Here is a 14925-nt window from a genome sequence, read left to right on the forward strand (position 1 = left end):
TCCGAAAGCCGGTCAGGTGCGTTTAAGCGTTTCCAGGCGAAGTGGGTACCGGTTCGCCGTTCGGAAATGCGTCAATTCAGGAAGCCAGAGCCATCTGGCGGTTCGCTCAAAAGCAAGTCGCTCTGGATACGGACCATGCAGGCCTTCGCGCACCTTCTCGACCGCCTCTCCTACGAGCCCCGCCGTCTCGGCAAGCTGCGGCTCATCGAGGCCTATCTGCGCGCCGCTCCCGATCCCGAGCGCGGCTACGGCCTTGCCGCGCTCACCGGGTCGCTGAAGTTCCGCCACGCCAAGTCGGGGGTGATCCGGGCGCTTCTGGCCGAGCGCACCGACCCGACGCTGTTCGCGCTTTCCTACGACTATGTCGGCGACCTGTCGGAGACCGCCGCGCTTATGTGGCCGGCCCGGCCCGCCCCCGACGGCGGCCATCCGGCGCCGCCGGCCCTGTCGGAGGTGGTGGACACCCTCTCCACCCTGTCGAAGGCCGACCTGCCCGGCCAGATCGCCCGCTGGCTCGACGGGCTCGACGAGATCGGCCGCTGGGCGCTCCTGAAGCTCATCACCGGCAGCCTGCGGGTCGGCGTCTCCGCCCGCCTCGCCAAGACGGCGGCGGCGCAACTCGGTGGCGTCGAGGTCAACCGGGTCGAGGAGGTCTGGCATGGTCTCTCCGCCCCTTACGAGCCGCTGTTCGCCTGGCTGGAGGGCCACGGTCCGCAGCCGGAGTTCGAGGATCCCGCCCCGTTCCGCCCGGCGATGCTGTCGCATCCCATCGAGGAGACCGACTTCGCCGGTCTCGATCCGTCGGAATTCATGGTGGAGTGGAAGTGGGACGGCATCCGCGTCCAGGCCGCCGCCGGGCTCGACGAGGAGGGCCGCCGCGTCGCCCGGCTGTTCTCGCGCACCGGCGAGGACATCTCCGCCGCCTTCCCGGAGCTCCTCGAGGCGATGGAGTTCGACGGCGCCGTCGACGGCGAGCTCTTGATCGTGCGCGACGGCCGGGTCGAGCCGTTCAACGTGCTGCAGCAGCGCCTCAACCGGAAGACCGTCACGCCGAAGATGCAGGCCGAGTTTCCGCCGCGCATCCGGCTTTACGACGCGCTCTCGCTCGCCGGAGAGGACCTGCGGCCGCTGCCCTTCGCGGACCGGCGCAAGCAACTGGAGGCCTTCGTGGCCGAGCGCCCCGACGAGCGCATCGACCTGTCGCCGCTCGTCCGCTTCGAGACCTGGAAGGACGTCGCCGCCGCCCGCGCCGACCCGGCCTCCTGGGGCGCCGGCGCCGATGCCGAGGCGGTGGAGGGCGTGATGATCAAGCGCGCCGCCAGCGCCTACGTGCCCGGCCGGCCGAAGGGCCAGTGGTTCAAGTGGAAGCGCGATCCGTTCACCGTAGACGCGGTGCTGATGTACGCCCAGCGCGGCCACGGCAAGCGCTCCTCCTTCTATTCCGACTACACGTTCGGCGTCTGGCGCGCGTCGGAGGAAGGCGGCGACGAGCTGGTGCCGGTGGGCAAGGCCTATTTCGGCTTCACCGACGAGGAGCTGAAGAAGATCGACAGCTTCGTGCGCCGCAACACGCTGAACCGGTTCGGCCCGGTGCGCGAGGTGGTCCACGACGCCACCGACGGGCTGGTGCTGGAAATCGCCTTCGAGGGGCTCAACCGCTCCACCCGCCACAAGTCGGGGCTGGCCATGCGCTTCCCCCGCGTCGCCCGCCTGCGCTGGGACAAGCCGCCGGCCGAGGCCGACCGCATCGAGGCGCTCGAGGCACTTTTGCCGAAGGGGTGAGCGGTTTTGACGGCCGGCGGAGGCTATCATTTCTGGCCAGCCGGACCGCACCAACCAGCGGACGACCGTCCGCCGCCGAGCGATCGCAGGAAAAGTGCCCTTGCGGTTTTCCGTCCGCGATCGCGACTTCAAGGAGTCAGGGCGCGCCCGCGCAGCGGCGAACGAAGTGAGCTCGCGTGAGCGCTTACAACGTCGCCGCCGCTTCCAGCGTGGCCTTGTCCTCGATGCAGTAGTAGCCGGAGATGCGGCTGATGGTGCCGCCGCGCTTCCAGTCGTTCAGCACCCGGCTGACATTCTCGCGCGCGCCGCCGGCCATGGAGGCGATGTCGGACTGGCTGATCTTGTAGTGGATCAGCACCCGTCCGTTCTCCAGCGGCCGGCCGAACCCCGCGGCCAGTTGCAGGAGCGTCTGCGCCACCCGGCCCGGCAGCGGCAGGAAGGAGCGCGCGGCCAGCGCGTCGTTGGACTGGCGCAGCCGCTGGCCGACGATGGTCAGCATGTGACGGTAGACGGCCGGGTTGTCGTCGGCGTAGCGCTCGAACGCCGACTTCTCCACGAAGGCCAGCCGCGACGGCTTTGCCGCCACCACCGAGGCGGAACGCGGCCTGCCGTCGAAGATGGAGAGTTCGCCCACCACAGAACCCGGGCCCAGCATGGCCAGCAATTGTTCGGAGCCGGCGCACGAGGTCACGCAGACCTTCAGCGAGCCTTCCAGCACCGCGTAGAAGCCGTTGCCCGGATCGCCTGCGCGGAAGAGCGTCTTGTTCGGCTCCAGCTTCACGGTGCGCGCAAGCGCCGCCAGCCCGTGCGCGAAGTCCGGGTCGAGCCCCTCCAGCGAGAAGGAGTGGTCGAGGATCGTCTTTTCGATCGTCACCTTCGGCACGGTCATGTCGCGTCTCTCCCCCGCAAGCACCGGCCGGACCGGCGCCTCGGTGAAGTCTAGCACACCGATAGTCATCATCGACCTCCCGTTGCCCTCACACCGCGGTCGTCGCGAAAGGCTGAACACTCCGTCACCCCGCAAGCAGGGCCCGTCGCTGTTCCAAACCCGCGCGACCACACCATGTCTTGCCCAATCGACCATGTGCGGGACTTGCGAGGGCACCAATGCCTCCGTCCCGCGTTTACCGACAGCATAGGAAAAGAGAAAATGTCTCCGGTCAGTGGTCTTCATCACATCACGGCGATTTCTTCCTCCGCCCAGGGCAACGTGGACTTTTTCGGCAAGGTCCTGGGACTGCGGCTGGTGAAGAAAACCGTCAATTTCGACGATCCCGGAACCTACCACCTCTACTTCGCCGACCGGGTGGGCTCGCCGGGATCCGTGCTCACCTTCTTTCCCTGGGCCGGCGTTCCGAAGGGGCGTCCGGGCACCGGCGAGACCGGGCTGACGCACTTCGCCGTGGCGCCCGGCACCCTGCCGTTCTGGCGTGAGCGGCTGGAAGGGGCCGGCGTCGCCCCGGTGACGGAAGAGACCGTCTTCGGCGAAACCCGTCTGGTTTCCGCCGACCCGGACGGCTTCGGCTTCGCCATCGTCGAGGCGCGCGGCGACGACCGGGCGGGCTTCGCCACCCACGGCATCGCCGCCAACGAGGCGATCAAGGGCTTCCGCGGCGTCACGCTGACCCTCGCAGACGGTGCCGCCACGCGCGACCTTCTCACCGGGCTGATGGGCTACGAGGAGCAGGCACGCGACGGCGCCCTTACCCGGCTGGTCAGCCCGACGGCGGAAGCCGGCGTGGTCGACATCCTGGAAGCGTCGGACCAGCGTCCCGCCAGCCAGGGCGCCGGGCGGATCCACCACATCGCCTTCCGCGTCGCCGACCGCGCCGCGCAAGGCGCGATCCGCGACACCCTCACCGCCGAGGGCTTCCAGGTGACCCCGCAGATCGACCGGTCCTATTTCTACGCGATCTATTTCCGCTCCCCCGGCGGGGTGCTGTTCGAGATCGCCACGGACGAACCAGGCTTTGCCACCGACGAGAGCGTCGAGCATCTCGGCGAGGCGCTGAAGCTGCCGGCCCAGCACGAAAAACTGCGTCCGGTGCTGGAGCAGAAGCTACCCGCCCTTTCCGTCTGAACCCGACACGAGCCGCGGATGCCATCGCGTCCGCGGCCCTCCAGCCAGACGAGGCATGCCATGAGCGACACCTATGAGACGGTCGAGATCGCCGGAACCGACGGCGATGCCCGCACCCTCATCCTGCTGCACGGCACGGGTGGCGATGCCCGCAGTTTCGCATCTCTTGCCGACCACATCGCGCCGGCAGCGCACGTCCTGTCGCTGCAGGGCGACGTGCTGGAACACGGCATGCCGCGCTTTTTCCGGCGGCTTCGGGAAGGCGTTTACGACATGGACGATCTCGCCCGCGCATCCGCCAAGCTCGCCGCCTTCGTCCCCGAAGCACTGGACGCCAGGGGCCGCGATCCGGAGGGCGCCGCCTTCGCCGGCTTTTCCAACGGCGCCAATCTGGTCGCCGCGACGATGCTGGTGAAGCCGGACGTGGTCCGCCGCGCCGTGCTGATGCATCCGCTGATCCCGTTCGAGATCGATCCGGAGACGGACCTCGCCGGCGTCGAGGTGCTGGTGACCGCCGGACGGCGCGATCCCATCGCGCCATGGCCGCTCACCGAGCAGCTGGTCGATGGCCTGCGCGGCGCCGGTGCCTCGGTGACGCTGGCCGACAGCCCCGGCGGCCACGAGGTCGAGGCCGACGAGATCGCCGCCATCCGCAGCTGGCTCGACACGCCGGCCGCCGGCTGACCGGCAACGCGATACTCCGCGCTCACATTTTTGTCAGTGCGGGCGGCGGTGCCCGCCCCCATATCCCTTCTCGGCCCGTTGAACGGTCAGGAGAGGGACGATCATGACACCGAACGAACGCGAGCTTCTTGCCCGGCTTTTCGACCGCATCGACGCGGCCTCGTCCGGCCCGCGCGACAGCGATGCCGAGGCCCTGATCAACGAGCGCGTGGCTGCCAACCCGAGCGCCCCCTACCGCATGGCGCAGACCATCGCGGTGCAGGACGAGGCGTTGAAGCGGGCCGAGGAGCGGATCCGCAACCTGGAGTCCGGCTCCGGCGCCCGGCAGCCGGAGACAGCCGGCACCCCGTCGCGCAGCCTCGCCGACGAGGCCAATGCGGCCGTTCCCCCGCGCCGCTCCGCCGTGCCGTCCGCGGGCGCGCGCCCGGCCGGCTTTGGCGGCGGCGGCTTCCTCGCCGGTGCCGGGCAGGTGGCGCTTGGCATCGTCGGCGGCACGCTTCTGATGGAAGGCATCCGCGGCCTTACCGGGGACGATGGCGCCGCCCAGGCCGCGACCACCGATCCCGCGACGGACCCGTCCGCTGACACCGCCAGCGATGCGGCAGCAGACCCCGGAGCCGACGCCGCGTCGGGCGACGGCGGCGAATGGGACACGGCCGGTCTCGACGATGGCGGCGACGGCGGTGGCTTCCTGGACGGGATGTTCGACGACTTCGGGTTCTAAGAGCAATCGCAGGAAAAGTGCTCTTGCGGTTTTCCGTCCGCGATTGCGGGAATCACAAGCAAAGCCAGGCGAAGTGGGAACCGGTTCGCCGTCCGGCTTTGCGGTGAAGAAAGCAATCGCAGGAAAAGGGCGAAGGCGGTTTTCCGTCCGGGCAAAGCAATCCCAGGAAAAGTGGGAACCGGTTTTCCGTCCGGGATTGCGACTTAAGAAATCCGCTCGGTTTTCTTTCCCCTCACGCCGAGTGCGCTTGCGCGCACCGGCTCCGGGTGGGCGGCCTGACCGGCCGGCGCGCGGTCGCGCGCTGATCCAGCAATCGCAGGAAAAGAGCGAAGGCGGTTTTCCGTTCGCGATTGCGGTCTAAAAACCTCTCACGCCGAATGCGCTTGCGCGCACCGGCTCCGGGCGGGCGGCCTGAGTGCAGCCCGCGGCCTTTTCGGCCGCAGGCAAGCTACTCGTTCTTTAGATTGATCAACTTACTGAACATTTGATCTCGGCCGGCGCAAGCGGTCACCTGACAACGGGGCCTCGCGATTTCGCCAGCGCCTGCGGGAGGCAGCACCTAGAGCGGGTGCACGTCGGACTGTGGGGCGTCGTCGCAGATCTCGTACCAGCCCGGCTTCTCGGCAACAAACTCGTGAAACTGGTTCTTCAGACCGAAGTCCGTATCGAGCGCGTTTGCCGCGATCGGAAAGCTTGTGTCCTCGGACAGGATTTCACCCAGCGACGTGCCGCAAATCCTGCAAAAGGACCGACCGTAACGGTAGGGGGGCTCTGGCTGATAAAGACCCACGTGCGACTTCCCTTCGATCCAGATCAGGCTTTCCTTCTTGACGAAGACGATGGTGCTTGCCCCGACCTTCCGGCAGCGGGAGCAATGGCACGTGCCCATCAGCGTCGGTTCGGAGGTCAGTTGAAACCTGACTGCACCGCAACAGCAGCTTCCCTCGATCATCCCGCCCCAACCCCGTTCCAATATGGCGCCTCGATCCAATGAGAACAATACAGGAACATATGGCAGCGATCAACCCGGGCGACCGCCCTCGCGCACCCGCGAACGACATGAACTGACGTGAGCTGAAACACCCCCAAGAGCAGAAACAGTCGTCCGGACAACAAAAAGGCCGGCGCATGCGCCGGCCTTTTCGGATCCAGAAACCCGTGCCGAGTTGGCGGAGACCCTAGCGGGTGACCACGACCCGGGTGCCGACGGGGACGCGCTCGTAGAGATCGATCACGTCCTCGTTGCGCATGCGGATGCAGCCGGACGACACGGCGTGACCGATGGTCCAGGGCGCGTTGGAACCGTGGATGCGGTAGAGCGTGGAGCCGAGATACATGGCGCGCGCGCCGAGCGGGTTGTTCGGGCCGCCTTCCATGTGCGCCGGCAGGTCGGGCTGGCGCTTGCGCATCTGCGGCGGCGGGGTCCAGCCCGGCCATTCCGCCTTGCGGGTCACGCGATGGGTGCCGGCCCAGGAAAAGCCCGGACGACCGACGCCGACCCCGTAGCGCCGCGCCTTGTTGCCCGGCTCGACGAGGAACAGGTGGCGCGCCTCGGTGTCGATGACGATGGTGCCCGGGCTGTACGGCCCGTCATAGGCGACCGTCTTCGGCAGAAATTCGGGGTCGAGCTTGTAGGAGGCCCCGGCCGTACCCGCCGCCAGCGCCGCCACTTCGGTCTGACGCGACTGGCGCCGCTCTTCAAGCGACATGCCGCGCTCGGCGTCGGCCCGCTCGTTCAGATATTTGAGCCAGTCGGACCGGTCGTTGCCCTGGAAGGTCACGGCCGAGGCCTGACCGGCGAAAGCAAGGCCGATCGCGACCGGCAGGATCATCTTGAGGAATTTCATGTCGAGGCCCACTCGCATCCAGTCGAGAGTTGTTACACGGGCCCCGAAACGCGTCTTGGTCGGCGCAGGTTCCCTGCCATCGGCACATCTATGGCCGAAAAGTGACCGCGTCTAAAGCCCGTAGATCCCGGTATAGCGCGATTTGAGTAAACATGAGGTGATCGCGCAACAGGGAAACGCCTTAATTGTGACCGCTGTCACATTTGTTCAGCGTGCCGAGGCATTCGGCGAGATCAGCTTGCGGCTCTTGAGAACTCCACCGAGGCGGCGGCGGGCATCCTTGATGGCGGCCGGCAGCACCGGCAGCACCTCGTCGACGGTCATGCCGGTCTTCACCCGGCGGTCGTAGAGCATCGACAGGATGAACCAGTCGAACACCGAGAAACCCTGCACGTCGGATCGGTCGTTGTAGATCGAGTGCGACAGGTTCACGTCGTCGTTCACCGGCCCCAGGCTCTGGGTGATCTCCTCGATCATGCAGTGGCGGAAGTTCCGCCGGCCCTCGTTGGCGACGATGTAGACGAAGGCCCGCTCCAGCCCCCTGCCGCGGCGGCCGCCGGTCACGGCCGAGCAGTCGTTGGAGCGCAGGAAACTGGTGTCCAGATCGTCCGGCAGCGTCTCGCGGATGGTCTTCCGATACCAGGCCCTGTCCACCAGGAAGACGATCATGTTGGCCTGGTCCTCGCTCTTCACGGCGCGGATCGACAGGCCGTGGACGGTCTGGTTGAGGATCCTCAGGAACTCCACCACCTGGCGGCTTTCGTCGCGCTCCGCCTTGTTGACGATGTAGACCTTCACCGGCCCGGTGAACTTCTTCACCGTCGCATACGAATCCGGATCCGGATTGCCGCGCATGACCTCCGCGCCGAACACGGTGCCCAGGAAGCCGCGGATCAGCTCGGCGTCGGAAAAGGCGTTGACCACCCGCGCGATGGTCAGCGGTTCGGAAGCCGCCCCGTCGTCCGGCGCCTGCGCCACGGCGGGAGCGGCAAGAAGGGCCGCGAGGAGCGCGACGACGAGATACACAGGGCTTCGCATGAGGCGTCCTCGAAACGACCGATCCGACCGCGGTTCGACCATGATCGCCGCACCCTAGCAAGCGGCGCGGCCCCCGGAAACAGGAACCCCCGCCGGGCGCGCTGCCTGCTGCCCGATGCCGCCGCCGCGTCGCGGGCGCGCCATCGCGCGAAAGCCCCGGGAGAATCGCGCTTTGCCCACCTTTCCGGGACGCAGGGCGAGTGCTATCTGAACGCTCATGAGCGAATCCACACTAGCGACCCAGGCAAGCCAGGCCTCCGTCGGCGCCGAGCCGATTTCGGAGATCCGCAACTTTTCGATCGTGGCCCACATCGACCACGGGAAGTCGACGCTCGCCGACCGGCTGATCCAGGCCACCGGCAGCCTCACCGACCGGGAGATGAAGGAGCAGATCCTCGACAACATGGACATCGAGCGTGAGCGCGGCATCACGATCAAGGCGCAGACGGTCCGCCTCGTCTACACGGCGAAGGATGGCAAGACCTACAAGCTGAACCTGATCGACACGCCCGGCCACGTCGATTTCGCCTACGAGGTGAACCGCTCGCTGGCCGCCTGCGAAGGCTCGCTGCTCGTCGTCGACGCCAGCCAGGGCGTCGAGGCGCAGACGCTCGCCAACGTCTACCAGGCCATCGACAACGACCACGAGATCGTTCCGGTCCTCAACAAGATCGACCTGCCGGCCGCCGAGCCGGAGCGCATCAAGGCGCAGATCGAGGACGTCATCGGGCTCGACGCCTCCGAGGCCGTGGAGATCTCCGCCAAGACCGGGCTCGGCATCGAGAACGTGCTGGAGGCCATCGTCACCCGCCTGCCGCCGCCCACCGGCGAGGCGAAGGCGCCGCTGAAGGCGCTGCTGGTGGATTCGTGGTACGACACCTATCTCGGCGTGGTGGTTCTCGTGCGCGTCATCGACGGCTTCCTGAAGAAGGGCCAGCGCGTCAAGATGATGGGCACCGGCGCCGTCTACGACGTCGACAAGGTGGGCGTGTTCACGCCGAAGATGCTGGCCGTCGACGCGCTCGGCCCCGGCGAGATCGGCTTTGTCATGGCGGCCATCAAGGAGGTGGCCGACACCCAGGTGGGCGACACCATCACCGACGCCGGCAAGCCCGCCGCGCAGCCGCTGGCCGGCTTCCGCCCGTCGATCCCCGTCGTCTTCTGCGGCCTGTTCCCCATCGACGCCGCCGACTTCGAGGATCTGCGCGCCGCGATGGGCAAGCTGCGCCTCAACGACGCCAGCTTCTCCTACGAGATGGAAACCTCCGCGGCGCTCGGCTTCGGCTTCCGCTGCGGCTTCCTCGGCCTCCTGCACCTGGAGATCATCCAGGAGCGGCTGTCGCGCGAGTTCAATCTCGACCTGATCGCCACCGCGCCCTCGGTCGTCTACAAGCTCGCCCTCACCGACGGCACCGAGATCGACCTGCACAACCCGGCCGACATGCCGGACCCGGTGAAGATCTCCGAGATCAACGAGCCGTGGATCCGCGCGACGATTCTCACCCCGGACGACTATCTCGGCAACATCCTCAAGCTCTGCCAGGAGCGCCGCGGCGTCCAGGTCGACCTGAACTATGTCGGCTCGCGCGCCATGGCGACCTACGACCTGCCGCTCAACGAGGTGGTGTTCGACTTCTACGACCGGCTAAAGTCGGTCTCCAAGGGCTACGCCTCGTTCGACTATTCCATCACCGGCTACCAGCCGGGCGACCTGGTCAAGATGCAGATCATGGTCAACGCGGAGCCGGTCGACGCGCTGTCCATGCTGGTTCACCGCTCCCAGGCGGAACGCCGCGGCCGCGCCATGTGCGAGAAGCTGAAGGACCTGATCCCGCAGCACATGTTCCAGATCCCCATCCAGGCGGCCATCGGCGGGCGGGTGATCGCCCGCGAGACGATCCGGGCGCTGAGGAAGGACGTGACGGCCAAGTGCTATGGCGGCGACGCCACCCGCAAGCGCAAGCTTCTGGAAAAGCAGAAGGAAGGCAAGAAGCGCATGCGCCAGTTCGGCAAGGTGGAGATCCCCCAGGAGGCCTTCATCGCCGCCCTGAAGGTGGACACCTAGGGGGGTTTTTAGCGCTCACGCCGAACGCGCTGGCGCGCGCCGGCTCCGCGAGGGCGCCCTGACCTTTTGCGTCGCGAGCGCGAACGGAAAACCGGTTCCCACTTTTCCTGCGCTCGCTCGGCTGGCGCGCGGTCGCTCGCTGGTTGGTGCAGTCCGGCCGGGCCTGAGTTTGTTTTGGGAGCGCCGGCCCCATACTCCGCTCATCCCCGCGGGCGGGGATCCATAGGGCCTGTCAGCCGACACCCAGCGGAATGATGGATTGCACAAAGCCCACCCCAACCTCCGCTCATTCCGGCGAAGGCCGGAATCCAGGGCCGCAGGCCGCAGCCTGATTTTCTTCTCCGCTCACGCCGAACGCGCTGACGCGCGCCGGCTCCGCGAGGGCGCCCTGATCGGGCGGCGCGCAGTCGCGCGCTGGTTGGTGCAGTCCGGATGGGCCTGAGTTTGACGGGGGAGCGCCAGCCCCACCCTCCGCTCATCCCCGCGAAGGCGGGAATCCAGGGCCGCAAGCCGCAGCCTGGTTTCTTTTCCCCGCAATCCCGGACGAGAAAACCGCAAGAGCACTCTTCCTGGGGTTGCTCAGTGAAAATTCCGCCCCTTCGGCAGCGCCCGGCGGGTTTCGTTCGCGTGCGCCCGGGCCTCGGCGTGGCGGCCGATCTCGGCGGTGTCGGAGGCTGCCCGGCGCGGCGTGAACCAGGTGGAGCGCGGTGCCGGAGGCGGATCGTCGCCTGACGGGGCAGCCGACCGCTTCGAAGCCCCTGGACGCCTGGCGTCCGACGCGGCCTTCATCCCGGCGGCATCGTCTGCCAGTTCCGGCATATCGTCCGGAGCGGGATGAGGAAAAGTGGGAACCGGTTTTCCGCCCGCATCCCGCTCGACTTCACCGAGCAGCCGGGCAATGCGCGCCGACGGCTTGGGCTTGTCGCGGGCGTCCTCGCTCTGGGTCTTCACCTCGTCGGCGTGCGCCATGGCGCCCTCCACCTCCGGCAGCACCGGGCCCTTGCGGCGGGCGCCGGCCGGCAGCGCCGCCGCGTCCTTCAACGCCACGAGATCGGCGGTGCGGTCCACCAGCCGGTCGGCGACGACGTGGATCACCCCGTCCTCCGTCTGCAGGCGGCCGGTGACCTGGGTGAAGCGGCTGCCCAGCACGATGCCCCGGAATCGCTCGAAGGTCTTCGGCCAGACGATGATGTTGGCGACCCCGGTCTCGTCCTCCAGCGTCATGAAGATGACCCCCTTGGCCGAACCCGGGCGCTGGCGCACCAGAACGAGGCCTGCGACGGAGACGCGGCGGTTGTTGGCGATCTCCGAGAGCCGTTCGGCCGGGATCACGCCGTCCGCCGCCAGCCGGTCGCGCACGAAGGCGGCCGGGTGCGCCTTCAGCGACAAGGACAGGGTGCGATAGTCGTGGATCACCTCCTCGCCGGGCGGCATGGGCGGCAGGTCCGCGTCCGGCTCACGCCTCAAATCGGCGGTGTCGGCGGCGGCGAAGAGCGGCAGGGTTTCCGCCGCCGCCCCCTCGTCCAGCCCGCGCGCCGCCCACAGCGCGTCGCGCCGGGTGAGCCCCAGCCCCGCGAAGGCATCGGCGCCGGCGAGCCGCTCGATGACCGCGCGCGACAGCCCAGTCCTCAGCCACAGATCGCGGACGGAATCGTAGCCCTTCCCCCGATGGCGCACGAGGCTGGCGGCGGCGTCTTCCGACAGCCCTTTCACCTGGCGCAGGCCGAGGCGGACGGCGCAGCGCGCGCGCACCGCCTCGTGCATGGAAGCATGGTCGCGGTGGAGCCGCCCGCGCGCCTCAGGACCCGGCTCCAGCGTGGTGTCCCAGCCGGAGGCGTTGACGCAGGCGGGACGCACCTCGACGCCGTGGGCTCGGGCGTCTCGGACGATCTGGGACGGCGCGTAGAAGCCCATCGGCTGGCTGTTCAGCAGCGCCGCGCAGAAGACGTCCGGGTAGTGGCACTTGAGCCAGCACGAGGCGTAGACCAGCAGCGCGAAGCTCGCCGCGTGGCTTTCCGGGAAGCCGTACTCGCCGAAGCCCTCGATCTGCTGGAAGCAGCGCTCCGCGAAGGCCCGGTCGTAGCCGCGCCGCGCCATGCCCTCCACCATCTTCGCCTGGAAGGTGTGGATCGTGCCGACCTTGCGGAAGGTCGCCATGGCGCGGCGCAGCCGGTCGGCCTCCGACGGCGTGAAGCCGGCGGCGACGATGGCGATCTTCATGGCCTGTTCCTGGAAGAGCGGCACGCCCAGCGTCCGGCCCAGCACCTGTTGCAGCTCGTCCGCAGGGCCGTGCGCCGGTGACGGAGCGGGATACTCCACCCGCTCCTTGCCCTGGCGGCGGCGCAGATAGGGATGCACCATGTCGCCCTGGATCGGCCCGGGGCGCACGATCGCCACCTCGATGACCAGGTCGTAGAATTCGCGCGGGCGCAGCCGCGGCAGCATCGACATCTGCGCCCGGCTCTCGATCTGGAAGACGCCCAGCGTGTCGGCCCGGCAGATCATGTCGTAGACGGCCCGGTCCCCCTCGGGGATGGAGGCGAGCGTCACCGGCCAGGGCTCGGCAAGCGAGGGGGCGGAGGCCTCGCCCATGGCGCGCGGGTCGACGGCGATGGAGGGGGCGGCCGGGCCGGCGCCGTCCCATTCCCCGTCGCGCATCGGGTGGAAGCGCGGGTAGGCCGACGGCGCGGCGGCGTCGCTTGCCGCCAGCTCGTCGGCATAATGGCGGCCGAGCAGCGCGAAGGCCTTGCGGATGCAGGTCAGCATGCCGAGCGCCAGGATGTCGATCTTCAGGATGCCCAGCGCGTCGAGATCGTCCTTGTCCCACTCCACCATGGTGCGGTCCTCCATCGCCGCCTTGGTGATGGGAACCACCTCGTCGAGCCGGCCGCGGGTGATGACGAAACCGCCGACATGCTGGGAGAGGTGGCGCGGAAAGCCCATGATCTCGTGCGACAGCCGCACCAGGTGGCCGATCCGCGGATCGGCCGGATCGAGGCCGGCGCGCTTCGCCTCTTCCGCGCCGATGCCGGACGAGGTGTGGCCCCAGATGGTGCCCGACAGCGACGAGACGGCGTCCTCCGACAGCCCCAGCGCCTTGCCGATCTCGCGGGCGGCGGAGCGGCTTCTGTAGGAAATCACCGTGGCGGCGAGGCCGGCGCGGTCGCGGCCGTACTTGGCATAGACGTACTGGATCACCTCCTCGCGCCGCTCGTGCTCGAAGTCGACGTCGATGTCGGGCGGTTCGCGGCGCTCCGCCGAAATGAAGCGCTCGAACAGGAGGTCGGTGCGCTCCGGGTCCACCTCGGTGATGCCGAGACAGAAGCAGACGGCGGAGTTGGCCGCCGAGCCGCGCCCCTGGGCCAGGATGGCGCGGGAGCGGGCGAAGCGGACGATGTCGTGGACGGTGAGGAAATAGGGGGCGTAGTCGAGTTCGCCGATCAGGGCGAGCTCGTGGTCGATGGCCTTTTCGACCTTCTCCGGCACGCCGGCCGGATAGCGCGCCGCTGCCCCCTCGCGCGTCAGGCGGATCAGCGTCTCCTGCGGGGTGGAGCCGGGGTCGGTGACCTCTTCCGGATAGTCGTAGCGCAACTCGTCGAGGGAGAAGGAAAGCCGGGAGAAGAGCCGCACCGTTTCCGAAACGGCATCGGAATAGTCGCGGAACAGCCGCGCCACCTCCTCCGGTGGCTTCAGATGACGCTCGGCGTTGGCCTGAAGCCGGGTGCCGGCGGCATCCACCGGAACGTGGGCGGCAATCGCGGTGAGCACGTCCTGCAGGATGCGCCGCTCCGGGGCGTGATAGAGCGGCAGGAGCGAGGCGAGAAGCGGTAGCTCCAGCCGGGCGGCCAGTCGCGCGGCCGCGGCCTGACGGCGCCGGTCGGCGGGGCCGTAGGCGGCGGTGGCGACGACCCGCACCGTCTCGTCGGTGGCGTCTTTCAGGACCCGGACGGTCTCTTGGATGTCCGCCTCCGGCGCGGTGAAGGGCAGGATGGCGAAGACGATCCCCGCGCCGTGCTCGGCAAGATCGGTGCGCTGGAGCCGGCAGTCGGCCTTGGCGCCGCGCATGTTGCCAGCGGTGAGGAGACGACAGAGCCGGCCGTAGGCGGCGCGGTCGGTGGGCCAGGCGAGCAGCTCCGGCGTGCCGTCGGAAAAGACCAGCCGGCAGCCGACGGCGAAGGGCAGCCCCGCCTCCTTCGCCGCCGCGTGCGCCCGCACCACGCCGGCGAGCGTGTTCCTGTCGGCGATGGCCAGGCCGGCGAGCCCCAGCTCGGCGGCGCGCACCGCCATCTCCTCCGGGTGCGAGGCGCCCTTGAGGAAGGAGAAGTTGCTGGCGGCGGCCAGTTCGACGAAGCGGGAGGGGGGCGTGGGCATGGGATTAGGGCTTATCGCTCACGCGGCGCCGGCGAGCGACGCGGCCTCGTCGTGAGGGGGCAAGGCGACAGGTTGCGGCCTGCGGCCCTGGATCCCCGCCTTCGCGGGGATGAGCGGAGTGTGGGGGCGGGCGTGGAGTGAAACAACGCGGCTTCGCCGGACGGCACCCACCAGCGCGCGACCGCGCGCCGCCCGGTCAGGGCGCGCCCGCGTAGCCGCGAGCGGAGCGAGCTCGCGTGAGCGGAAAAGACGCAACGCCGGACGGAAAACCTGGTCTCCCTTTTCCTGGCGTTGGCTTTTTCCCCGCAACGCCGGACGGAAAACCGCAAGGGCA

At 68.6% G+C, this 14925-nt stretch carries 10 protein-coding genes; 5 read left to right on the top strand and 5 right to left on the bottom strand.

Going from position 1 to position 14925, the window contains the following annotated elements; all coding sequences use genetic code 11:
• Positions 1-135: 135 nt before the first annotated feature.
• The gene (locus C507_RS0116135) at positions 136-1782 is read left to right on the top strand and encodes a cisplatin damage response ATP-dependent DNA ligase (RefSeq protein ID WP_018700755.1); all 1647 of its coding nucleotides are present in this window, start codon (positions 136-138) and stop codon (positions 1780-1782) included.
• Between the two features lie 184 nt (positions 1783-1966).
• Here C507_RS0116135 and C507_RS0116140 read toward each other — a convergent pair whose 3' ends face one another.
• Positions 1967-2740, bottom strand: a complete 774-nt coding sequence (locus C507_RS0116140; protein ID WP_018700756.1) for a Crp/Fnr family transcriptional regulator — start codon at positions 2738-2740, stop codon at positions 1967-1969.
• A gap of 192 nt (positions 2741-2932) precedes the next feature.
• Between C507_RS0116140 and C507_RS0116145 the strand changes: the two genes are divergently transcribed.
• The 3 genes from C507_RS0116145 (at position 2933) to C507_RS21720 (ending at position 5270) form a co-directional block, all read left to right on the top strand.
• Positions 2933-3862 carry a ring-cleaving dioxygenase gene (locus C507_RS0116145; protein ID WP_018700757.1) on the top strand — a complete coding sequence of 310 codons (930 nt, stop codon included), beginning with the start codon at positions 2933-2935 and terminating at the stop codon, positions 3860-3862.
• Positions 3863-3922: 60 nt separating this feature from the next.
• Positions 3923-4546 carry an alpha/beta hydrolase gene (locus tag C507_RS0116150; RefSeq protein ID WP_018700758.1) on the top strand — a complete coding sequence of 208 codons (624 nt, stop codon included), beginning with the start codon at positions 3923-3925 and terminating at the stop codon, positions 4544-4546.
• Between the two features lie 103 nt (positions 4547-4649).
• A complete protein-coding gene (locus C507_RS21720; RefSeq protein WP_018700759.1) occupies positions 4650-5270 on the top strand; it encodes a DUF2076 domain-containing protein in 621 nt (206 codons plus the stop codon).
• Positions 5271-5829: 559 nt separating this feature from the next.
• Here C507_RS21720 and C507_RS0116160 read toward each other — a convergent pair.
• The 3 genes from C507_RS0116160 to C507_RS21725 form a co-directional block, all read right to left on the bottom strand.
• Positions 5830-6222: a GFA family protein gene (locus C507_RS0116160; RefSeq protein WP_026319162.1), complete on the bottom strand. Its 393-nt coding sequence runs from the start codon at positions 6220-6222 to the stop codon at positions 5830-5832.
• 226 nt (positions 6223-6448) lie between these two features.
• Positions 6449-7117, bottom strand: a complete 669-nt coding sequence (locus C507_RS0116165) for a L,D-transpeptidase family protein (protein WP_245559703.1) — start codon at positions 7115-7117, stop codon at positions 6449-6451.
• A gap of 207 nt (positions 7118-7324) precedes the next feature.
• A complete protein-coding gene (locus C507_RS21725; RefSeq protein WP_169508982.1) occupies positions 7325-8155 on the bottom strand; it encodes a DUF2927 domain-containing protein in 831 nt (276 codons plus the stop codon).
• Positions 8156-8372: 217 nt separating this feature from the next.
• Here C507_RS21725 and lepA point away from each other — a divergent pair, with 217 nt between their 5' ends.
• A complete protein-coding gene (gene lepA, locus C507_RS0116175) occupies positions 8373-10220 on the top strand; it encodes a translation elongation factor 4 (protein ID WP_018700763.1) in 1848 nt (615 codons plus the stop codon).
• Between the two features lie 579 nt (positions 10221-10799).
• On the opposite strand, the gene dnaE is transcribed toward lepA, so the two are convergent.
• Positions 10800-14591 (bottom strand): DNA polymerase III subunit alpha, encoded by a 3792-nt coding sequence (dnaE, locus tag C507_RS0116180; RefSeq protein ID WP_018700764.1) that lies wholly within the window; start codon positions 14589-14591, stop codon positions 10800-10802.
• Between the last annotated feature and the right edge of the window lie 334 nt (positions 14592-14925).

The organism is Amorphus coralli DSM 19760, assembly GCF_000374525.1.
Taxonomy (GTDB): Bacteria; Pseudomonadota; Alphaproteobacteria; order Rhizobiales; family Amorphaceae; genus Amorphus; species Amorphus coralli.